The organism is Collinsella aerofaciens, assembly GCF_015548375.1.
GTDB classification, from domain to species: domain Bacteria; phylum Actinomycetota; class Coriobacteriia; order Coriobacteriales; family Coriobacteriaceae; genus Collinsella; species Collinsella aerofaciens_AB.
The window spans coordinates 194,969-214,786 of sequence record NZ_JADMWW010000001.1 but is presented as its reverse complement, the minus strand read 5'-3'; the positions used below and the strand labels follow the sequence as shown (position 1 = coordinate 214,786).

23 protein-coding genes are annotated in these 19,818 nt (G+C 59.0%); 13 read left to right on the top strand and 10 right to left on the bottom strand.

What is annotated here, in order from left to right; genetic code table 11:
* Positions 1 to 68: 68 nt before the first annotated feature.
* A complete protein-coding gene (locus I1969_RS00980; protein ID WP_195232126.1) occupies positions 69 to 1,082 on the bottom strand; it encodes a dipeptidase in 1,014 nt (337 codons plus the stop codon).
* 120 nt (positions 1,083 to 1,202) lie between these two features.
* Between I1969_RS00980 and I1969_RS00975 the strand changes: the two genes are divergently transcribed.
* From I1969_RS00975 to I1969_RS00965, 3 genes are all read left to right on the top strand, one after another.
* Positions 1,203 to 1,631: an FKBP-type peptidyl-prolyl cis-trans isomerase gene (locus tag I1969_RS00975; protein WP_117640821.1), complete on the top strand. Its 429-nt coding sequence runs from the start codon at positions 1,203 to 1,205 to the stop codon at positions 1,629 to 1,631.
* A gap of 3 nt (positions 1,632 to 1,634) precedes the next feature.
* Positions 1,635 to 2,213 (top strand): urease accessory protein UreE, encoded by a 579-nt coding sequence (locus tag I1969_RS00970; protein ID WP_195232125.1) that lies wholly within the window; start codon positions 1,635 to 1,637, stop codon positions 2,211 to 2,213.
* Positions 2,214 to 2,297: 84 nt separating this feature from the next.
* Entirely contained in the window at positions 2,298 to 3,095 is a 798-nt protein-coding gene (locus I1969_RS00965) for an HAD-IIB family hydrolase (protein WP_195232124.1), read from the top strand.
* 15 nt (positions 3,096 to 3,110) lie between these two features.
* Here the strand turns inward: I1969_RS00965 and I1969_RS00960 are convergent, their stop codons facing one another.
* The 5 genes from I1969_RS00960 to I1969_RS00940 form a co-directional block, all read right to left on the bottom strand.
* Entirely contained in the window at positions 3,111 to 3,491 is a 381-nt protein-coding gene (locus tag I1969_RS00960; RefSeq protein WP_195232123.1) for a Fur family transcriptional regulator, read from the bottom strand.
* A gap of 61 nt (positions 3,492 to 3,552) precedes the next feature.
* The gene (locus I1969_RS00955) at positions 3,553 to 3,963 is read right to left on the bottom strand and encodes an acylphosphatase (RefSeq protein ID WP_195232122.1); all 411 of its coding nucleotides are present in this window, start codon (positions 3,961 to 3,963) and stop codon (positions 3,553 to 3,555) included.
* Between the two features lie 2 nt (positions 3,964 to 3,965).
* Positions 3,966 to 5,072, bottom strand: coding sequence for a Gfo/Idh/MocA family protein (locus I1969_RS00950; protein WP_195232121.1), 1,107 nt, complete (start codon positions 5,070 to 5,072; stop codon positions 3,966 to 3,968).
* 73 nt (positions 5,073 to 5,145) lie between these two features.
* Positions 5,146 to 5,631: a ribonuclease HI gene (gene rnhA, locus I1969_RS00945; protein WP_117564440.1), complete on the bottom strand. Its 486-nt coding sequence runs from the start codon at positions 5,629 to 5,631 to the stop codon at positions 5,146 to 5,148.
* A gap of 99 nt (positions 5,632 to 5,730) precedes the next feature.
* Complete coding sequence (locus tag I1969_RS00940) at positions 5,731 to 6,633, bottom strand: LysR family transcriptional regulator (protein ID WP_035138871.1); 903 nt, start codon at positions 6,631 to 6,633, stop codon at positions 5,731 to 5,733.
* Between the two features lie 273 nt (positions 6,634 to 6,906).
* Between I1969_RS00940 and I1969_RS00935 the strand changes: the two genes are divergently transcribed.
* From I1969_RS00935 to I1969_RS00925, 3 genes are all read left to right on the top strand, one after another.
* Positions 6,907 to 8,217: an O-acetylhomoserine aminocarboxypropyltransferase/cysteine synthase family protein gene (locus I1969_RS00935; protein WP_195232120.1), complete on the top strand. Its 1,311-nt coding sequence runs from the start codon at positions 6,907 to 6,909 to the stop codon at positions 8,215 to 8,217.
* A gap of 312 nt (positions 8,218 to 8,529) precedes the next feature.
* A complete protein-coding gene (locus I1969_RS00930; protein ID WP_195232119.1) occupies positions 8,530 to 9,306 on the top strand; it encodes a hypothetical protein in 777 nt (258 codons plus the stop codon).
* A gap of 186 nt (positions 9,307 to 9,492) precedes the next feature.
* Entirely contained in the window at positions 9,493 to 9,699 is a 207-nt protein-coding gene (locus tag I1969_RS00925; RefSeq protein ID WP_195232118.1) for a hypothetical protein, read from the top strand.
* Between the two features lie 109 nt (positions 9,700 to 9,808).
* On the opposite strand, the gene I1969_RS00920 is transcribed toward I1969_RS00925, so the two are convergent.
* On the bottom strand, positions 9,809 to 10,723 hold the full coding sequence (locus tag I1969_RS00920; RefSeq protein WP_229028177.1) for a ketopantoate reductase family protein: 915 nt from the start codon (positions 10,721 to 10,723) through the stop codon (positions 9,809 to 9,811).
* A gap of 121 nt (positions 10,724 to 10,844) precedes the next feature.
* The gene (locus tag I1969_RS00915) at positions 10,845 to 11,039 is read right to left on the bottom strand and encodes a cyclase family protein (protein ID WP_195232116.1); all 195 of its coding nucleotides are present in this window, start codon (positions 11,037 to 11,039) and stop codon (positions 10,845 to 10,847) included.
* Positions 11,040 to 11,202: 163 nt separating this feature from the next.
* On the opposite strand from I1969_RS00915, the gene I1969_RS00910 reads away from it, so the two are divergent.
* The 6 genes from I1969_RS00910 (at position 11,203) to I1969_RS00885 (ending at position 17,775) form a co-directional block, all read left to right on the top strand.
* Positions 11,203 to 12,393: an aldo/keto reductase gene (locus tag I1969_RS00910; RefSeq protein ID WP_195232115.1), complete on the top strand. Its 1,191-nt coding sequence runs from the start codon at positions 11,203 to 11,205 to the stop codon at positions 12,391 to 12,393.
* Between the two features lie 91 nt (positions 12,394 to 12,484).
* Entirely contained in the window at positions 12,485 to 13,504 is a 1,020-nt protein-coding gene (locus I1969_RS00905) for a Gfo/Idh/MocA family protein (protein ID WP_195232114.1), read from the top strand.
* A gap of 151 nt (positions 13,505 to 13,655) precedes the next feature.
* The gene (locus I1969_RS00900; RefSeq protein ID WP_195232113.1) at positions 13,656 to 14,522 is read left to right on the top strand and encodes a deoxyribonuclease IV; all 867 of its coding nucleotides are present in this window, start codon (positions 13,656 to 13,658) and stop codon (positions 14,520 to 14,522) included.
* A gap of 147 nt (positions 14,523 to 14,669) precedes the next feature.
* A complete protein-coding gene (locus I1969_RS00895) occupies positions 14,670 to 15,530 on the top strand; it encodes an ABC transporter substrate-binding protein (RefSeq protein ID WP_117648317.1) in 861 nt (286 codons plus the stop codon).
* 118 nt (positions 15,531 to 15,648) lie between these two features.
* Positions 15,649 to 17,010 carry an ABC transporter permease subunit gene (locus I1969_RS00890; RefSeq protein WP_229028176.1) on the top strand — a complete coding sequence of 454 codons (1,362 nt, stop codon included), beginning with the start codon at positions 15,649 to 15,651 and terminating at the stop codon, positions 17,008 to 17,010.
* 12 nt (positions 17,011 to 17,022) lie between these two features.
* A complete protein-coding gene (locus I1969_RS00885) occupies positions 17,023 to 17,775 on the top strand; it encodes an amino acid ABC transporter ATP-binding protein (protein ID WP_006234381.1) in 753 nt (250 codons plus the stop codon).
* A gap of 117 nt (positions 17,776 to 17,892) precedes the next feature.
* Here the strand turns inward: I1969_RS00885 and I1969_RS00880 are convergent, their stop codons facing one another.
* Positions 17,893 to 18,312 carry a flavodoxin gene (locus I1969_RS00880; protein ID WP_006234379.1) on the bottom strand — a complete coding sequence of 140 codons (420 nt, stop codon included), beginning with the start codon at positions 18,310 to 18,312 and terminating at the stop codon, positions 17,893 to 17,895.
* Between the two features lie 46 nt (positions 18,313 to 18,358).
* Positions 18,359 to 19,063: a DUF3793 family protein gene (locus tag I1969_RS00875; RefSeq protein WP_055309754.1), complete on the bottom strand. Its 705-nt coding sequence runs from the start codon at positions 19,061 to 19,063 to the stop codon at positions 18,359 to 18,361.
* 173 nt (positions 19,064 to 19,236) lie between these two features.
* Here I1969_RS00875 and I1969_RS00870 point away from each other — a divergent pair, with 173 nt between their 5' ends.
* The gene (locus tag I1969_RS00870; RefSeq protein WP_006234377.1) at positions 19,237 to 19,620 is read left to right on the top strand and encodes a heavy-metal-associated domain-containing protein; all 384 of its coding nucleotides are present in this window, start codon (positions 19,237 to 19,239) and stop codon (positions 19,618 to 19,620) included.
* Positions 19,621 to 19,818 lie beyond the last annotated feature (198 nt).

Genomic DNA, 19,818 nt, shown 5'->3' with positions numbered 1-19,818 from the left:
TCCTTCAGATTGGGGACGGGCCGGCATGTCGACCGTTCGGCATGCCGGCTCGCTCAGGGGATGTGAAATTAATAACGCTCGAAGAAGGCAAGGGCATTATCGCTGCAGAGCTTCTGCATCACGGTCTTGCCAAAGTGCTTGGAGAGCATGTTCTGGAACTCGGGCATCTTGCTGGCATCGGAGAGGAAGGCGGGCACCGTGGCACCGTCCCAGTCGCCGCCGAGCGCGATGACGTCCTCGCCGCCCAGGTCGAGCCAGTGCTCGATATGTGCCGCCAGCTGGTCGAAGGTGACGTCTGCGGCGGTCTTGTCGGTTGCGTCGTTGGAAAGGAACTCGCTGCAGTAGTTGAGGCCGACGATACCGCCCATGTCGCGAATGGTGCGGAACTGGTCGTCGGTAAGGTTGCGTTTGACGCCGCAAACCGCACGGGAGTTGGAGTGGCTGGCGACGAAGGGACGTGTGGCGTGGGCGACAACCTCGTCAAAGCACTCATCGTTGAGGTGGGAGACGTCAAGCACCATGCCGGCGTGCTCCATCTGCGTAAGTGCCTCGATGCCGGCGGCGGTGAGGCCGGTGTGGGTATCGTGTCCGCTCGCGAGCGGTCCCTGCGCATTCCAGCTGAGCGATGACATGAGTACGCCCAAGCTCTTGAGCACCTCGATCAACGCGGGGTCCTCGGCAAAGAACGTGGCGTTTTCGATGGTGTGGATGCAGGCGACCTTGCCGTCTTTGAGCGCGGGGCGAATGTCTGCCGCGCTGCGTACGTTGACCATGCGGTCGTGGTTGAGCATTGCCTGGCCGCTCATATGCGCCATGATCTGCGCCTGGAAGCGCGCGGCGTGGGCGGTGGGAATCTCATCGGGGACAAACGTGGCGAAGCACTGTGCCCATGGCGTGTTGCCGATCTTTGCGAGCGAGATGGCGCAGGCGTTGCCCTCGATGAGGTCGAAATCTTGCGGATGCGTTTCGTCGCCGGGGAAATAACCGTCGGTGCCGGCGGTAAAGCGCAGGTCGAGATCGAGCGTGGCCCAGCCGATGCGGTCGGCGGTGTCGCAGTGTAGGTCAAATACGGGATATGCCATGGTTCCTCCGGTTGCAGCGTTTCTTTGCAAACTGTCATTGAATTGTATGACTAGGGTATAGTTAGCGCCATATGTTCACGGCGGCCCGCGTTGTGCGCCGCCCTTATCACGGAGGTTACCATGTCCAACCAGGGCAAGAAGGTCAAGACTCATTATCGCGGCACGCTCGACGACGGCACGCAGTTCGATAGCTCCTACGATCGCGGCGAGCCGCTGGAGTTCACCTGCGGCGCCGGTCAGATGATCAAGGGCTTCGACGCCGCTGTTGTCGACATGCAGGTGGGCGAGAAGAAGACCGTGCACATTCCTGCTGCCGATGCCTACGGCGAGCACAATCCCGAGATGGTTATTACCTTCCCGGCCGAGCAGGTTCCCAACATCGAGCAGATCGAGAAGGGCATGAAGCTCTTCCTGTCCACGCCGAGCGGCATGCCCGTCCCCGCCGTCGTCATCGACGTAACGCCCGAGGCCGTGACGCTCGATGCCAACCACGAGCTTGCCGGCAAGGACCTCAACTTTGATATCGAGCTCGTCGAGGTCGAGGACTAGGCTATGCCTGTGAATCTGGTTTCGACAGCGTGTCTCGGAAATCTCAACGACCCGTCCTATGAGCTTTTGCTTCGCCGGGAGCTGGGCGGTGTCTTTGAGGTCGATGAGCTACTACTCGATTGGGACCAGGCCGATGCCCGCACATTTGTGGGCGTGACGGAGCTGGGGCGTACGGTCGATATTCGGCTGGGCGCTGCCGATGGCGATCGCCTTGCCGATGGCGATGTGCTCGCCATCGACCGTTCGGGCATGGTGCCCGTGGCGGTTGTCGTGCGCCTGCGCAGTGCCGAGGTTTATTTGGTCGAAGTCGACCGCATGGACCCGATTGCGCTCGCGCATGCGTGCTGGGAGATCGGCAATATGCACGCGCCGCTTTTCCGAGGCGATTCGGACGAGTATACCGTGCGCATGTATACGCCGGTGCAGCCTGTTTTGGGCCGCATGCTCCGGGGCGTCGAGGGCGTTTGGCTCTCGGTGGTTACCCGTGAACTCGATGCGGACCGGCGCTTTGCGTCGAGTGCGGCGGATGCCGTTGTGAGTATGGCTCCCGACTTTACGATCGTAAAAAAGGCGCGCGGTTAACGTGCGTATGAGTAAGACGGACTTTGAGAGGCAGCTATTCAAAGTCCGTCTTACTGTTGATGAGGTGCTTTGGGGGGAAAGCATATGGGTCTTGAGGGAATCAAGCTGATTGCATGCGATTTGGACGGCACGTTGCTGCATCGGGGGGAGCGCGAGCCGCGTTCCGAGGCCTTTGAGCTCATCGATGAACTGCATCGTCGCGGTATCGTGTTTATGCCGGCGAGCGGTCGTCAATATGCGAGCTTGCGCTATCTGTTTACCCCGGTGGCCGATGAGCTCGCCTATGTATGCGAGAACGGAGCCCTGGTGATGAGCGAGGGGCGTGCCGTTGTCAAGCGTTCCATGGAGCGTAGTCTTGCTATGGATATCGCGAATGCCGTGGTTGCGTATCCCCATGCCGACGTGACCCTTTCGTGTGAGGGACACCTCTACACCATGAGCGGCAACGATGCGTTCGTCGACCATTTGCGCTATGAGGTCCACTGCGATGTGGCGGTGGTCGACCGCCCCGAGGACATCGACGAGGACGTCATTAAGATCGCCTTCCAGACGCCCGAGGTGGATCAGCCGGCGGCCCTGGAGTATTTCGAGCGCCTCTTTAGCGACCGTGTTGACGTGATGACGTCGGGAACCGAATGGACGGACTTTATCGGTTTCGGTTCGGGCAAGGGCTCCGCGCTTGCCGACTACGGTCGTGCCCTGGGTATTTCGCCCGATGAGATGATGGCGTTTGGCGATAACGAAAACGACCGCGACATGCTCAACGTCGTGGGCCATCCCTATCTGATGGAGAGCTGCAACCCCTCTATGCGTGGCATCAACGACCGCGTCCGCTACGTGCGCACGGTCGAAGAAGAACTGCGTCGTCTACTTGCCGAGTAGGCATGCCCCAAACATCTACCGGCAGTCGGGGCAGAGACCCTCGAAGATGGTGTAGTGCGACGTGACGTGCCAACCGATTTGCTTGGACGCCTCGGCGTCGAGCTGGGCATCGAAGGGGAGCGGCACGTCGATGACGCGGCTGCACGAGGTGCAGATGATATGTGCGTGCGGCTCGATGGTGCGATCAAAGCGACTCCCGCCCGGCGTCTTGATCGAGAGGATTTCTCCGGCATCTGCCAAGAGATTGAGGTTGCGGTAGACCGTGCCGCGGCTGATCTTGTCATCCTGTTCGCGCACGGCGTTATAGATTTCGTCGGCGGTGGGATGGTTATAACTTTGGCGCACGGCGTCAAGAACCAGCTTTCGCTGCCTGGTATTCCTTCTTTGCACCGCCATGCGCCTCGCCTCTTTTCTATTAACGGTCGTAGGTAAATGATACCGTATTTAGCACACAATACTAATAATGAGGACTGAAACCGTCTTCATTGGCAAGTGGGGCTCGGGCCTGGGCGTCTACGAGGCGAAAACGCGTTCCCATGCACTCGTAGGAGGCATGAAGCGCCTCGAGATGAGATAGGATGTTTGCCGGAGCTCCCTGTATCTCCATCTCGACTGAGCCGTCTTCCATGTTACGCACCCAGCCGGTGAGGGAGCGTGCCTGCGCGAGGTTGGTGTTGGTAAAGCGAAAACCAACGCCTTGGACTTGCCCCGTCCAGTGCAGGAAATAGCGCAGGGGAGTGTCTTGAGTGGCCTCGTCGCTTGCGAGTACGGTAAGCCTGCGGCGCAGCTCGAGCTCGAAGTTTGATGGTTTTTGAGGCTCTCGACTGCCGCCGGTGACGCTGGAGAAGAACGTATCGAAGAGGCCCATCGCTATGCCTGCTTGCCTGCGTCGGCCGGGAAAGTAATGCCGGCCTGCTGGCGCACGGCATCCATGATGCGCAGTGAGACGAGCGTGACATCGCGGTAGTGGCCAAGCTCGTGGCGTCCCGCCGGGGTCTCCCAAATCTCTTCCTTAACGTTATCGATGCCGCCGATGGCGGTGATAAAGTCTGTGAGTTCGTATTCCATAGTGTTGCTCGATTTGGGCAGGTCGAGCACGCGGCCGTTCTCGTCCTGTTCGCGCGGTGCCTCGGTCGCCGAGCCGCGTACGACGTCGCCGCGATAGTCGATGCGGACGTTGCGGGGCGTGGACAGATGGTCGATCTGGATAGTGCCACGCTCGCCTTCTATCTGCGAGGGCAGCAGGTCATTCGTAATTTTGGAGTGCGCGAGCTCGACGGAGATGCGGCCACCGCCGTAGCTGGCGAGGATGGAACCGCAGCCGTCGATGGGGCCGTGCGTGAGCTGTCGCGTGGTGGGGTCGAGCAGAGTAGTCATGCTCGTAAGGCCGGAGGGCATGCCGAAAATCTCGACCATGGGCTCGACGGTGTAGACGCCAATGTCCATGAGGGAACCCGATGCCATATTGCAGTCGAAGATATTGGTGGCGCGTCCCGCGAGAATCTCGTTGTAGCGCGAGGAATACTTGCCAAAGCGCAATGAGGCGCGGCGGATGGGGGCGATCTCGCCCAGGGCGTCCTCGATGGCGTGGAAGGCGGGATCGTGGAGGGGACGCATGGCCTCGAGGGCCACGACACCTGCTGCCTCGGCAGCGCGGAAGACTTCCAGCGCCTGCGCTTCGGTGGCGCAGAAGGGTTTCTCGACGATGACGTGCTTGCCACCGGCGATGCAGGCAAGGGCCTGCTCGTAGTGAAGTGCGTTAGGGCTGCCGATATAGACGGCGTCGACGTCGACGGCTGCCGCAAGCTCATCGAGTGACGTAAAGTTTCGCTCGCCACCGCGCTCGGCGGTAAAGGCAGTACCGCGATTGGCGTCGCGTGAAAGCGTGCCCACAAACGCGGCTTGGTCGTTGGCGTTGACGACTTGGATAAAGTCGTCGGTGATCATGGATGTGCCGATGGTCGCGATGCGCAGCATACGTCCCCCTTGCGTTGTTTGGTCTACAGGATGAGTGTAGCGCGTGGGGATATAAAGCTGCGCGAAAACGCTATTACAGGTCGCTCTCGTTAAAGCCGGTGTCGATATCGAGGTTGCTGCCGTCGGCCGCCGTGGTTGCGAGCTCATCGCAGCGCTCGTTGAGCTCGTGGCCGGCGTGACCCTTAACCCAGATGAACTCAACCTTGTGCTTACTTTTGGCGGTGAGTAGGCGCTCCCACAGGTCGCGGTTCTTGACGGGCTGCTTGTTGGCGGTTTTCCATCCGCGCTTTTTCCAGCCGTCGATCCAGTGCTTGTTGAAGGCGTTGACGACGTACTGCGAATCGGAATGGACTTCGACCTCGCAGGGGCGGTTGAGCGCCTCGAGCGCCACGATGACCGCCATGAGCTCCATGCGGTTGTTGGTGGTCTTGGCGTAGCCGCGCGAAAGCTCGGAGGTGAAGGTCTTGCCGGCGGGGTTGGTGTATTTGAGCACGGCGCCGTAGCCGCCGCGTCCCGGATTTGATCGGGCCGAGCCGTCGGTATAGATGATGACCTTCACATGGTTCCTTTCGTTGGGTACGTTTCGTGTGAGTGACCATTGTAGCGCCGCGTTCGTCGAGGGCTAGCAATCTACGATTTCTACCCCGTCTTCCGACAGTTAGTTGGCATGGATGATGCGGTTGAGCTCGTCGAGGTATTGCTGCAAGAGGGGAGAGGGCTTGCGCTCGTCGTGCATGATATAGCCTACGTGCATCGTTGGGGCGTCTGCTAACGGGATCGATGCCATACCCCATTGCATTTCATTGGAGAGGACACCGGTCGACAGGGTGTAGCCGTTCGACGTGATAAGTAGGTTAGTAAGTGTTCCGCGGTCCGAGATTCGTATGTTGCGGTCGCAAGGGATATAGCTAAAAGGTTCCTCGGCGTAATAGAAGGAGTTTGAGGTTCCCTGCTCAAAGCTGTAGCGCGTATATGGTGTGAGGTCGGCAAGGGACAGCTGAGGGCGGCGTGCGAGCGGGTGGCGCTCGCTAACGAAGACGTGGACCGTCGCGTCGAATAGGGGATGGAAGCTCGCGCGCGCATCGGCGAAGGCCTTCTGCAGGACGCGGGCGTTAAAGTCGTCCAGATAGAGGATGCCGATGTCGCTGCGAAACGCGCGGACGTCATCGATGATCTGCGATGTGGTGGTCTCGCGCATGATGAACTCGAACTTGCTGTCGCGGCAGCGCTCGACTACGTTGACAAAGGCCTCGACCGAAAAGGCGTAGTGCTGGGCGGAAATGGCGAGGCGGGCTTGCGGGGTACCGCCGTCCTCGTAGCGGGCCTCAAGCATGTCGGCCTGCTCTACGACCTGGCGTGCATAACCCAAAAGCTCGGTGCCGTCGTTGGTGAGTGCAACACCGCGGCTAGAGCGCGTAAAGATTTCGATATGAAGTTCCTGTTCCAGGCTTTTGACGGCGTTGGAGATATTGGACTGTGCGGTATAGAGGCGCTGAGCTGCGGCGTTGATCGAACCGGACTCTGCCACGGCGATCAAAAAGCGAAGCTGCTGGAGGGTCATCGGCGCCCGTCCTTTCGATAGTTATCTATAAAACAGATAACAAGTTAGCGCTTTTAAGTGATTGACCGAGCGAAACAATGCCCGTACTATTCAAAACACACAAAGGCGGTAGGTAATTAAACCGACCACGGAACCGGGATGCGAAAGGAGGCCTGCATATGAATTGCTTACCAAGACGAATGCCGGGCTCCTGTTTGCGCCCGTCGGCGTGATCAGGAGACAGCGACTTACTTCTCTCTTTTTATTTACTTTTGTTCGATCAAGGAGATCATCATGAGCCAGTTCATCAACAACCCCGAGCACACCTTTGGTTTCGATACCCTGCAGCTGCACGTTGGCCAGGAGAGTGCCGATCCTGCATCCGACTCCCGTGTCGTGCCTATCTACCAGACCACGAGCTATGTGTTCCGCAACTCCCAGCACGCCGCCGACCGCTTTGGTCTTGCCGACGCCGGAAACATCTACGGCCGTCTGACCAACTCCACCCAGGGCGTCTTCGAGGATCGTATCGCCGCGCTCGAGGGTGGCGTGGCAGGTCTTGCCGTCGCCTCCGGTGCTGCTGCCATCACCTATACCCTGCAGGCTCTTGCCCAGGCCGGTGACCACGTGGTGGCTCAGAAGACCATCTACGGTGGCTCCTACAACCTGCTGGAGCATACGCTCTCCCAGTTTGGCGTCGAGACCACCTTCGTCGATGCCCACAACCTGGACGAGGTCGAGGGCGCCATCAAGGACAACACCACGGTCATCTATCTCGAGACGCTCGGCAACCCCAACTCCGACATCCCCAACATCGACGCCATCTCCGAGATCGCCAAGAAGCACGGTCTGCCGGTTGTCGTCGACAACACTTTCGGCACCCCGTATCTGTTCCGCCCGCTGGAGCATGGTGCCAACATCGTCGTCCACTCCGCAACCAAGTTCATCGGCGGCCACGGCACCTCGCTGGGCGGCGTGATCGTCGACGGCGGTAACTTCGATTGGAAGGCGAGCGGAAAGTACGCGCAGATCGCCGAGCCCAACCCCTCCTACCATGGCGTCTCGTTTGCCGAGGCTGCCGGTCCCGCCGCCTTCGCAACCTATGTCCGCGCCATCCTGCTGCGTGACGAGGGCGCCTGCATCAGCCCGTTCAACGCCTGGGTCCTGCTCCAGGGCACCGAGACTCTGTCGCTGCGCGTTGACCGTCATGTCGAGAACACCAAGAAGGTCGTTGAGTTCCTGGCTGGTGACAGCCATGTTGCCAAGGTGAATCACCCGAGCCTGCCTGAGCACCCCGATCACGAGCTCTATCAGAAGTACTTCCCCAACGGCGGTGCCTCGATCTTTACCTTTGAGATTAAGGGTGGCCAGGAGGCAGCTTGGAAGTTCATTGATCATCTGCAGGTGTTCTCGCTGCTCGCCAACGTGGCCGACGTCAAGTCGCTCGTCGTGCACCCGGCTACCACCACGCACTCCCAGCTGTCTGCCGAGGAGCTCGCCGAGCAGAACATCACGCCCTCCACGATCCGTCTTTCCATCGGTACCGAGAATGCCGAGGATATCATTTGGGATCTGAAGCAGGCCTTCGCCGCGCTGGACGAGTAAGGCGACTTGTGCAAGGACCCCTTGCGACTCGATAGGTATAACTGTATAAAATGCCTGCTCAAGGCGCCTGTGCGAACAATGGTTGCACAGGCGCCTTTTTTGCATAGAGAGGGCGCAAAAACAGGGTTTTTGACACGCTTTATGCATTCGAGTTGTGGAAAACTCCTGTTGAGAGGATGTGAGTTTTACGCAATTGACGTGCGCCTTTTAAGTAAAACCGCAGGTCGCGATTTGCTCGGGGTACTATGCAGCGCGATCGAATCACACGCAGCTCAAACGCAGCAAAAACGCACTACGGAGGTTTCCAGCTACATGAGGATTGATTCACGAAAACCGAAAGCCGCCGCCCTTTCCGCCGCTCTGACCGTGGCACTTTTGGCGGGCGCCGGTGCAACTGATGCCCACGCCGCAACACTGTCCGATACGGTTGGATCTACGCCGTCCGAGACGACGCTGGTGCAGCCCGTTGACTATCGCGGCGATGGTTATGGTTCCATGCAGGAGTGGAACGCCTCGATGGAGGCCAAGCGCGATTCCCTGGAGATGCGCGCTCAGATCATCATGAACATGTACGGTGACTATGCCACCGATGACGAGCGCGCTGTGCTGCAGGGCTGTATCGATGGCGCGGGCAGTCTTTTGACGATGGAGGAGGTCGACGCGAAGTCGACCGAGCTCGACGAGCTGCGCACTGCACTTGAGGATGCCAAGCGCGAAGCGCTCGAGGTTGCTGCCGCCGAGGCGGAGGCTGCCGAGGCCGCCCAGGCTTCGTACTACAACGCCGGTTACACTCCGTCCTACGCGTCTGCCGCGTCCTACGCGAACGGATCGGGCCTGACGCGCTCTGCGGGTGTCAATAACTACAACGGTCGCCGCGAGACCTATTACAGCAGCAATGTGCTTTATCACTATCGCACGGGCGAATGGACTCAGGATTCTGAGGGCTTCTGGCGCGATTCCGACGGCTATTACGTTGTTGCCGCGGGCGATATGGCCCAGGGCTCGACCTTTACGGGCTCCAAGGGTGATTGCAAGGTCTATGACTCCGGCTGCGCTGCCGGAACCACCGATTACTACACCGGTTGGTAATTTTTCTGCATCACGGATATTTGGCGGACGGGCGTCTTTACCGAGCTTTAGGGCAACGTAAGGACGTCCGTTCTATGTATGCGTTTGAGTTAACAGAGCCCTTACCGTGGCGGTACGCTGGGCGTATGGATGCGGGGCACACTGGTTCTTGAGAAATAAGGTCTTTCTCTTGGAGGAAGTGGTCTTGTGAATGCTCGAGATATCGCCGTTGCCGCCGTCGCGTTGATGCTTGGCTGCCTTGGTCCCACGGCCGCGCTCGTCGCGGGCATTCAGGGGACATGCGGGGCTGCTCCTATCGTGGTCGGCGCGCTGATCGCGGCCACGCTGCTGGGAAGTGCAGGTGTAGTCCTTTGTCGCGACGATGAGGACCAGGCGTCGGAGTCGCAGCTCTAACCGTTGTGAAGCTGATTTTTGGCCAAAGATGAAAAAGGAAGCCGCCGCGAGGGGAGTGCCCCTTGCGGCGGCTTTGCCATTGGATCTGCTGGCTACAGTATGCCGAGCACTACCAGCTGCTTTCTATTTCGCGAATCCTCTGGTAGAGCCAATCGTTTTGCGGCACTTGGATATCGTGTTTGGCGGCCAGGCGGCAAATGGTGCCCGCGAACTCCTCGACTTCGGTTTTTCGTTGTGCGATGCGGTCCTGCGCCATCGAGGGCATACCGGCGAGGTCGATTCCCTCGATGAGGTGCACCATTTGCGTCAGGTCTGCCTCGGTCAGCTCAACGCCCTCGGCGTTGGCAACCGCAAGCGTCTCGCGCATGGCGGAGACAAAACAGCGGCGCTGCTCGGAGCCCGGCTCCGTGGCGCTTCCGTAGGTCCCGCCGTAGGCCATGCAGGTCTGGTTGATGCCGTCGTTGAGCATGAGTTTGGCCCACATGCGGTGCGCAATGTCGCTCTCGACGGTATGGGCGATGCCGCAGCGCGTATAGAGCTCGTCGATGGCGGTAACAGTTGCGGGCTTGGTGCCCGCTGCCGCGCCAAAGCGAATCTCGCCCGCATTGGTAAAGGTGAGCTCTCCGTTGAGGAACACGGCGTCCATGCCTTGGCAGATACCCAGGACGGTGTGCTCCCAGCCAAAGCGCTCGGCAATCTTTTGCTCGCTCGTAATGCCGTTGCACAGCGAGGCGATGAGCGTGTTGGGTCCCACGACACGCTCCATAGTCTTGAGTGCTTGGTCGAGACCGGTGGTCTTGACCGTCAGGATGACCAGATCGGCGGGCGCTGCCTCGCTGGCGCGGACGGACGTGAGATCGCAAGGCTTTCCGTTGACGGTGAGCACATCGCCCGCGTGACGCTCAAAACGGGCGTCATCCATAACGTATTCGACGGCGTCATTGCCGAGGGCCTTGGCAATCATGCTGCCGTAGAGCAGGCCGACGCCGCCCTTGCCGATAAAGGCGACCTTGTTGATCTGCATGTGAATCATCTCCTCATATAAAAGGCGCCCGCGTAAGGGGCGCCTGATGGATTGTATGCTGCCGGGGTGATTGATGGGTGCGCGGGGCGGCTGTTATAAAAAAGAAACGTTTGCCTGGACGTTACACTGCGGGGCAGACCGCAAAGACGCGGGCGGGGTATCCGACGCCATCGCGGACCTTGGGGAAGGTGCAGAAGATGACGGCGCTCGTGGCTGGAAGCTCGTTTAGATGGTCCATGACTTCGATCTGATAGCGGTCGACCGAGAGGATGTATTGCTCGCCGGGGTAGGGGTAGGCGTCCTCGCGTGTGGTCACGCTCGTCTCCTTTCATCGGGCTTTTTGCTGATGTTAAAGCGGTGCCGTGACGGCTCGATTTCTGCTGCGTTACGATACGTTCTCGATTGCGATTCCACGATGTTTCGGCTGCGTGACCATTGTGTTTCGCCTTGCCGGGGCGCTGATGGCGAAGGGAGGGGCCGTGCAATATCGCGTTGACCCCAAAAGCGGCAACCGTATCTCGGCGTTGGGGCTGGGCTGCATGAGGTTTCCCGGTGCGCCGGGACGCCCGGATGCGAAGACTGCCGACGCCATCATCTCCCGTGCGGTGGAGCAGGGGATTAACTACCTGGACACGGCCTATCTCTATCCCGGTAACGAGGCGTGCGTGGGTGCGTCGCTTGAGCGCCTGGGCTTGCGCGACCAGGTTTTGCTCGCAACCAAGCTGCCGCATGCTTCGTGCAAATGCGCGGAGGATTTCGATCGGTTCTTCGACGAGCAGCTGCGTCGCCTGCGGACCGACCGTATCGACTATTACCTCATGCACAACATTACCTCGCCCGCCCAGTGGGAACGTGTGGTGGCGTTGGGCATCGAGGACTGGATCGCGCATCAAAAGGCGGCGGGGCGCATTCGCCAGATTGGTTTTTCGTACCACGGCAGCGCGGCTGACTTCCTTACGATGCTTGACGCATATGACTGGGATTTTTGCCAGATCCAGTACAACTATGCCGGCGAGCATTACCAAGCGGGAACGGCGGGACTCATGGCCGCCGCCGAGCGAGGCCTCGCGGTGTTTGTGATGGAGCCGCTGCTGGGCGGGCGTTTAGCGGGCAAGCTGCCGCCACGGGCCCGCGCTGTGCTCGATAGTGCCCGTGACCCGCATTTGCGCACTCCTGCCGCCTGGGGTCTTTCGTGGGTGTGGAATCATCCTCAGGTGACGATGCTGCTTTCGGGTATGACCGATACCGCGCAGGTGGATGAGAACGTGGTGTTGGCCGATCGGGCCCTGCCGGATTCGATGACAGCTACTCAGCTCGACACGATCGCGCACGTGCTGGATGAGTTTGAAAAATCGAATCGCGTGCCCTGCACGGGATGCGGCTATTGCATGCCGTGCCCTAAAGGCATCAATATCCCTGGATGTTTTGCCGCCTACAACGCGAGTTATGCGCACAGCTGGTTTACGGGTCTATCGCAGTACTTTACGGCGAGCGCGGTGCGTACAAGCGAGGCCAAGCTGGTGAGCAATTGCGTCAAGTGCGGCAAATGCGCGCGCCACTGCCCACAGCATATCGATATCCCCGAGCGTCTCGATGACGTGCGCCGACGTTTCCAGCCTGGCCCCGTGACGGCAGTGCTTAAGGCCTTCGGCAAAACGCGCTCCTCATGACCCTTTTATAACTTGCGGTGGAATAGTTCCTGTTTGCGGCAGAATAAGGCATCAACAGGAACTATTTCACCGCAACTGATGGGAGGCTATCGTGGGTGACCGAGGTTTACGTAATGATTCGCGTGAGGTTCGTTGGGGCGTTTTGGGCGCTGGGCGCATTTCGCATCGATTTGCATCGTCGCTCAAGGAGGTGGACGGGGCACGGCTTGTGGCTGCCGCCGGTCGCACTCCTTCGCATGTTGAGGAGTTTTGCAGGGCGTTTTCGATTGATGCCGTGCACAGTTATGCCACAGCTGACGATAACGGCGATGCGGCTTATGATGCGTTGATTGCCGACCCCGATGTCGACGTAATCTACTTGGCTCTTCCGCATGGCATGCATGCGCATTGGGTCTGTCGGGCACTACGCGCGGGAAAGGCCGTGCTGTGCGAAAAGCCGGCCGTTTTGAATGAAGAAGAGGCCCATGCGATCGCCTCCGTTTCCCGTGAGCGCGGCGTGCTGTTTATGGAGGCGATGAAGAATCGGTTTTGCCCGATGCGCACTCGCGTGAAGGACTTGCTTGCGTCGGGTGAGCTCGGCCGTATCGTTTCGATCGAAAGCGTGCAAAAACTTGATTATGGTGAGCCCCCTTCGAGTTATCTGCTCGACCCGTTGCAGGGTGGCTGTCTATATGACATGGGCTGCTATGCGGTCGGGTGGTTTGATGATCTGCTTGCGGGTGCGTGCGATGTTTCGTCTCGTGAAGTTTGCTGGCGTGACGTATCGGACGGCCGCGTTGATTGGGTCGACGAGATTCGTATGAGCGTCGGCGGCATACCCATTCATATGGCGTGCGACGGCAAAGCTGCATATGAAAGCCGCTTAACGATTGACTGCGAGCGAGGCTCGTTGGAAATCGAGCGCCTCCATCGTCCCGAGCTCGCCTATGTGAAGTACTCCGACGGACGAATGCTCGAAATAAATGCCCCGTTTGAGGTCGATGATTTCTACGGCGAAATCCAGCATGCGACCCAGCTCATCCGGGCGGGGAAACTCGAGAGTCCCGTCATGCCCCTTGCCGCCACACAGCGCTGTGCGCACATCATCGATGCGATTCGCTTGAAACTTTAGGGCGTGGGGGCATGGCGCCAGCGCTTGGAATGCCTGGAGGCCTTTGCTCCTGATGCCCCTTTTATAACTTGCGGTGGAATACGGTCTGTTTGCGCCAAAATAAGGCACCAATAGACCGTATTTCACCGCAACTGATGAAGGGGAGCTGGAGATGCTGACGATCGGGTGTCATCTTTCGACGACGAAGGGCTATCGGGCAATGGGGGAGACGGCGTTGTCCATTGGCGCTAATACCTTTGCGTTCTTTACGCGCAACCCGCGCGGTGGCAAGGCAAAAGAACTTGACATGGATGACGTGGCGGCTCTGCGCGAGCTTATGTCGCAAAACGACTTTGGACCGCTGGTGGCGCATGCCCCGTATACCTACAACCCCTGTTCTGCCAAAGAGCGGGCGCGCGAGTTCGCCTTGGAGGCTATGGCAGAGGACCTGCGGCGCATGGAGGCGCTGCCCGGCAACTACTACAACTTCCATCCCGGTGCGCATGTGGGGCAGGGCTCCGACGCCGGCATTCAGATGATTGTCGACGCCCTGTGTCAGGTGATGTTTGAGGGGCAGCAGACGACGGTGCTGCTCGAGACCATGGCAGGAAAGGGTACCGAGGTGGGCCGTAGCTTTGAAGAGCTGGCGCGCATCATTGAGGGCGTTGCTGCCGAGCGCCCCGAGCTGTCGGCCAAGCTGGGCGTTTGCCTAGACACCTGCCATGTGAATGACGCCGGCTATGACATCGTCCACGATCTTGACGGTGTGCTCGACGAGTTCGATCGTGTGGTGGGTATCGAGCGCTTGCATGCCGTACACATCAACGATTCGAAGAACCCCTGTGGCGCCCATAAAGATCGTCACGAGTGCATCGGCAAGGGCTACCTGGGTAGTGAAGAGTTTGGTGGAGGTATGCAGGTTATGCAGAATATTGTATCGAATGGCCGCTTGCGCGCATTGCCATTCATTTTGGAGACACCGAACGAACTTGCAGGTTATGCGGCTGAAATCAAACTGTTAAGGTCGTTGCAGCAGTAATGACTGTCATAAAGTGGAGTGCTCCATTCACGTTATGGGTTTGTTTCAATCAGTTTTCTAATTGCAGTTTCGCATTTACGGGTGCATAATATCCAACAGTTTTTGCAGACCTCTGAATCAAACGGGGTCACCGGAAGGAGACTGATTATGAAGCTCAAGAAGCTTGGCGCATTTGCCGCCACGGGCGCCATGGCGCTCGCCCTCGCACTGACGGGCTGTGGCTCGTCCAACGCCACCTCTGGTTCCGATGCCGGTTCCAGCAGCTCTGACGACGCTAAGGTCGAGAAGGTCGACGGCTCCAAGGAGTATGCACTCGTCAAGGACGGTACGCTGACCGTCGGCACCTCTGCCGAGTACGCTCCGTTTGAGTACAAGGATGACAACGGCGACTACCAGGGCTTTGACCTTGAGCTCATCAAGGCTATCGGTGACAAGCTGGGTCTGGATGTCGAGTACGTCAACAACGACTTCGACACGCTGGTTCCGGGCGTCGCTTCGGGCGCCAAGTATGACGTCGCCATCGCGGCTATCACCGACACGCCCGAGCGCGAGAAGGAAGTCACTTTCTCCGATTCCTACTACATGGACGATCAGGCTATCGTGACCAAGGTCGATAACACCGACATTACGGCCGATAACTACAGCGAGAAGCTCAACAACGCCGACGCTACCATCATCGTCCAGTCTGGCTCGACCGCCGAGGCCTTTGCCCAGGAGAACTTCCCCAAGGCCAAGATCGTCCCCTACAAGGACGCCACCGAGTGCTTCAGCGCCCTGCAGTCCGATAAGGGCGATGCCGTAGTCACCAACCGCTCCGTTGCCAGCCAGCTGACCGCCGAGCAGTTCAACACCTGCCAGACCATCAAGCAGATCAGCACCGGCGAGGAGTACGCCATCGCCATCAACCAGGGCAACACCAAGCTCAAGGACGACATCAACCAGGCCATCAAGGATCTGACCGACGACGGTACCGTCGACGCCCTCATGGCTAAGTACAATATCAAGTAAAATAGCTACTTGATTGCGCGCGGGCCCTTTCCGTTTTGGCGGAGAGGGCCTTTGCGCTTCTCTTGACGGAGAGCGTATCCGTCTCGTTTTGCCGGCAACTTCTACGATAGGAGCCACCTTGTCTCGACTGAACAAAGGGGCCGCTGAGCAGCGTTTTCCACTGCCCTCGATGCTCCAAAAGCTGGCCTGTGCCCTGGCTGTGGCGCTCGCCCTGGTATGCGCGGGGGCCTGCGTGCCCACGACCGCCCAGGCGCTTGAGACCGCAAAGATTACCGCCCGACCCAATACCGGTTCGGGCAGCGCTGTGGTCGGCGGCACCGAGACGCGCATTACCTGGGAAGTTCAGGCCGATGTCGACGAGGAGCTGAGCGGTCTTTCGCTGACGTTTGTCGACGGCACGACGTTTGGTACCGATGACACGCGATTGACGATGCTCTCGGGCGAGGACCTCATGGATCGTACGCCCATGAAGCCCACGTGCAAGGCTGACGGCCAGACGCTCAAGATCGACTTTGGCGAGACGGCGCCTGCCGGCGGCTTTTTCCGTGTCGAGGTTTACGGCGTGACGTTTCCCGTCGAGGGCGGCGAAGAGGCCTTTAGCGGCACCTATACGCTCGCCGACGGTTCGACCAAGAAGATTTCCAAGATTCCTTCCGTCGAGATCAAGGGCGTGACGGCATTCGATAACTTCCTGGCCGATCTTAAGGAGCAGCCGTGGGTCGAGGCGTGGAATTCCAACATGTTCCTGCGCCTGTTCCTGAACCCGGTCATTTTGGTTCAGAGCCTGCCGATCGTCTTTAAGGGCTTCCTTATGTCGCTCTCGATCGTGCTCGTGGCATTTCCGTTGGCCATTCCCTTTGGCTTTGCGCTGTCGCTCATGCGCATTTCCAAGTCGCGTATCCTTCGTTGTCTTGCCGGCATCTATGTGAATATCATCCGCGGTACGCCGGCGTTCCTGCAGATCTACATCGCGTTCTTTGGCCTGCCGCTTGCCGGCGTCAAGGTGGACGACTATGTGCTTGGCGTTATCGTCATGGCCATGAACTCGTCTGCGTACCTATGCGAGATCTTCCGTGCCGGTATTCAATCGATCCCCAAGGGCCAAAACGAGGCTGCGCGTTCGCTGGGCATGAACGCGTTCCAGACGCTGCTCTATGTCATGATTCCGCAGACGTTCCGTAATGTTTTGCCTACGCTGACCAGCGAGTTTATCTTGCTTTACAAGGATACGTCGCTGCTTGCCGCCGTGGGTGTGGTCGAGATCGTCATGAACGCCCGTACCATCGTGGCCACGACGGGCTCCATTACACCGTACGTGGTTGCCGCCCTGTTCTATCTGGTCATCACCCTGCCGCTCGCTCGCTTGGTGAGCGGTCTTGAGGCGAGGCTTTTGGGCACGGCCGAGACCAAGAAGAAGCGTCCCGCCAAGAGCGCCGGACAGGTTGTCGCGACGCCCGCCGATCACATCGCCGGTCTGTAAGGAGGTCCTATCATGAGCGAAACCAATAACTCGAACGAGGTCGTCGTCAGCATCAAGAACCTCCAGAAGGCCTTTGGGGACAACGTGGTCCTGCGCGATATCGATCTGGATGTGCACAAGGGTGAGGTCGTTGTGGTCTTGGGCCCCTCAGGCTCGGGCAAGTCGACGATGCTTCGCTGCATCAATCGCCTGGAGCATCCCACGAGCGGCTCGATTGTCGTCGAGGGCGTGGATGTGTGTGCCAAGGGCGTCGACCTCAACAAAGTGCGCACGCACCTGGGCATGGTGTTTCAGCAGTTCAACCTGTTCCCGCACCTGTCGGTCAAAAAGAACGTCATGCTTGCGCAGCAAAAGGTGCTCAAGCGCAGCAAGGAAGAGGCCGAGAAGATCGCCGTCGAGGAGCTGACCAAGGTCGGCCTGGCCGAGCGCATCGACTTTATGCCGAGCCAGCTCTCGGGCGGCCAGCAGCAGCGCGTGGCCATCGCCCGCGCCCTGTCGATGAACCCGCACGTGATGCTCTTTGACGAGGCCACCTCGGCGCTCGACCCTGAGCTCGTGCGCGACGTTCTGGGCGTCATGCGCGACCTGGCGCACGACGGTATGACCATGATCGTCGTGACGCACGAGATGGGCTTTGCCCGCGATGTCGCCGACCGCGTCGTCTTTATGGACGGCGGCGTCATTGTGGAAGAGGGTACGCCGAGCGAGGTCTTCGACCACCCCAAGAGCGAGCGCACCAAGGCGTTCTTGGGCAATATCTCGTAGCCGCTTTATATGACTGACATAGCAGAAAACGGGAGCCGGATGTGATCCGGCTCCCGTTTTTGTTGGGACGAGAATGTGTTTTGTTGCAATGCGCGTTGCGGGCGGAGCTCATTGCCGCTAGGCGAGCTCGGCTCCAAGGGCGCGGCAGGCCGCTTCGCTCTCATCATCGGGGGCGTCGTAGCAGATGACGGAATCGACGACGTTGACGCCCTCCTCGTCGGCGTCCGCCTTCCAGTTGTCCATCCATTCGCCCTCGGCCCACGAATAAGAGCCAAAGAGGACGACCTTCTTGTCGCCGAGGGTCTCCTTGACCTCATCCCACATGGGCTGGAACTCATCATATTCAAGCTCCTCGGAACCCATGGCGGGGCAGCCGAAGGCGATAGCGTCATAGCCAGCGGCCTTGTCTGCGGAGAAGTCGGCGCAGGAGATGACCTCTGCCTCGGCGCCGGCATCGGTTGCGCCTTCGGCAACGAGGTTTGCCATGGCCTCGGTGTTGCCCGTGCCGCTCCAGTAGACGACGGCGATCTTGCTCATGTTGAGTCCTTTCAGTTGTGCGGCAGGTTGCCACGGCTTCTATGTTCTATCGGGTTGCCTGGGCAAGTTGCGCCAAGCTGTAGCCCTGCTGATAGACAAAGGTGAAGTATTGGGTGCAGGCGCGGTAGGCATCAAACGTCGCAAGTGCCTGCTCGACATTTGCGTAGACCTTCCAGGCCCCAAAGACCTTATAGTTCTCGCCGCGCTGGACGATAAACTCGTGCACGTCGTCGTAGGGATATCCTAGGAAGTAGCCTATTTCGTGCGGAAACTCGCAGGTGCAGTCGTTGCTGCAGCTAGCTTGCTGGGGTAGTGCGCATCGAGTCTGGCTACAGGCGCATTCCGCGACGTTATTACTCGCGAGCGTGATGCGTGATGCCAAATGCACAAGGCATGTCGAAAGGTCTCTCGTGTCGTAGCCTTCCGAGGCGAGCGCCGTTTTGGCGCGAGGGTCCGCGAAATAGGTGGTGAGGCTTTTGGCTCGGTACACGTACACGAGCGCTCCGCAGGGCCGCCAGACCAAAACACTCAGGTGGATGCCAAGCGGGTCAAGCTCGCGGTTGCACTGGGCGATAACGTTGAGCAGGCGTGCTCGGCGTTCTGCGATGGTTTCTGTTGCGGTCGAGCCGTCCCCGTGGGCGTAGGTGCCTGGATAGGTAAAGAGCGATGCCGGCTTGATGCCCGCGAGCGTGGGGGAGCAGTTGCGCACGACTGCTGCCTGAAACGTTGGGATGTCTATGGTTCGAGTCACGTCGCTCCTTACGGATCTAAACTGTTAGCCTAGGAAAACTTATACACGAAAGTAAGCCATGGTCAACAAAAAAGTTTGAAGAGGAAAACTAATTGACCGAACGGACATGATTTTGGGTTAAGATGGGGACACCCCATGGGGGTATCTAGATAGTGCTACTGAAAGGGGAACGCATGAGTGACTTGCTCAACCCTGCGAATCTCATCGTGCTGACCGTCATTGCCGTCGGCATGTTTTTTGGACTGCGTCGCATTGCCGCTTCGACACACGGGAAGAGTTGCTGCAGCGATGGTGCGAGCGGCAAGAAGGCCAAAAAGGTTGTGGTGGCAGACACCGACGAGTCCCACTACCCCTATCGTGAGGAACTCCTTATCGGCGGCATGAGTTGCGACGGCTGCGCCCGGAATGTGACGAATGCCCTCAATGCGCTTGATGGCGTGTGGGCTACGGTAACGTACGCGGACCACACGGCACGCGTGCGCTCGAAGCGCCCGGTTGATCGCGACACACTCGAGACGGCAGTGAGGGGTGCGGGCTATTACGTTATGAAAATGTAGGCGTTGCCCTCTCCGGTGGGTACCAGCCTCCTGCCCATTGTGACTATCGGCATCCAAAAATTTGCGCAAAAATAACCTTTAGATGCGGCAAAAGTGGAGTTTGGTGACGGTTTGCGCGGAATTCGCTACCAATCGAGCATCTATGAACCCGTCCAAAAAATTACAGGTGTATATTTATACACTGATTATTGCTGTGCT

Coding starts and splice junctions, on each gene's coding strand:
- I1969_RS00980 (WP_195232126.1), bottom strand. CDS start 1,082: ATGGCATATCCCGTATTTGACCTACACTGCGACACCGCCGACCGCATC.
- I1969_RS00975 (WP_117640821.1), top strand. CDS start 1,203: ATGTCCAACCAGGGCAAGAAGGTCAAGACTCATTATCGCGGCACGCTC.
- I1969_RS00970 (WP_195232125.1), top strand. CDS start 1,635: ATGCCTGTGAATCTGGTTTCGACAGCGTGTCTCGGAAATCTCAACGAC.
- I1969_RS00965 (WP_195232124.1), top strand. CDS start 2,298: ATGGGTCTTGAGGGAATCAAGCTGATTGCATGCGATTTGGACGGCACG.
- I1969_RS00960 (WP_195232123.1), bottom strand. CDS start 3,491: ATGGCGGTGCAAAGAAGGAATACCAGGCAGCGAAAGCTGGTTCTTGAC.
- I1969_RS00955 (WP_195232122.1), bottom strand. CDS start 3,963: ATGGGCCTCTTCGATACGTTCTTCTCCAGCGTCACCGGCGGCAGTCGA.
- I1969_RS00950 (WP_195232121.1), bottom strand. CDS start 5,072: ATGCTGCGCATCGCGACCATCGGCACATCCATGATCACCGACGACTTT.
- I1969_RS00940 (WP_035138871.1), bottom strand. CDS start 6,633: ATGACCCTCCAGCAGCTTCGCTTTTTGATCGCCGTGGCAGAGTCCGGT.
- I1969_RS00935 (WP_195232120.1), top strand. CDS start 6,907: ATGAGCCAGTTCATCAACAACCCCGAGCACACCTTTGGTTTCGATACC.
- I1969_RS00930 (WP_195232119.1), top strand. CDS start 8,530: ATGAGGATTGATTCACGAAAACCGAAAGCCGCCGCCCTTTCCGCCGCT.
- I1969_RS00920 (WP_229028177.1), bottom strand. CDS start 10,723: ATGCAGATCAACAAGGTCGCCTTTATCGGCAAGGGCGGCGTCGGCCTG.
- I1969_RS00900 (WP_195232113.1), top strand. CDS start 13,656: ATGCTGACGATCGGGTGTCATCTTTCGACGACGAAGGGCTATCGGGCA.
- I1969_RS00895 (WP_117648317.1), top strand. CDS start 14,670: ATGAAGCTCAAGAAGCTTGGCGCATTTGCCGCCACGGGCGCCATGGCG.
- I1969_RS00885 (WP_006234381.1), top strand. CDS start 17,023: ATGAGCGAAACCAATAACTCGAACGAGGTCGTCGTCAGCATCAAGAAC.
- I1969_RS00880 (WP_006234379.1), bottom strand. CDS start 18,312: ATGAGCAAGATCGCCGTCGTCTACTGGAGCGGCACGGGCAACACCGAG.
- I1969_RS00870 (WP_006234377.1), top strand. CDS start 19,237: ATGAGTGACTTGCTCAACCCTGCGAATCTCATCGTGCTGACCGTCATT.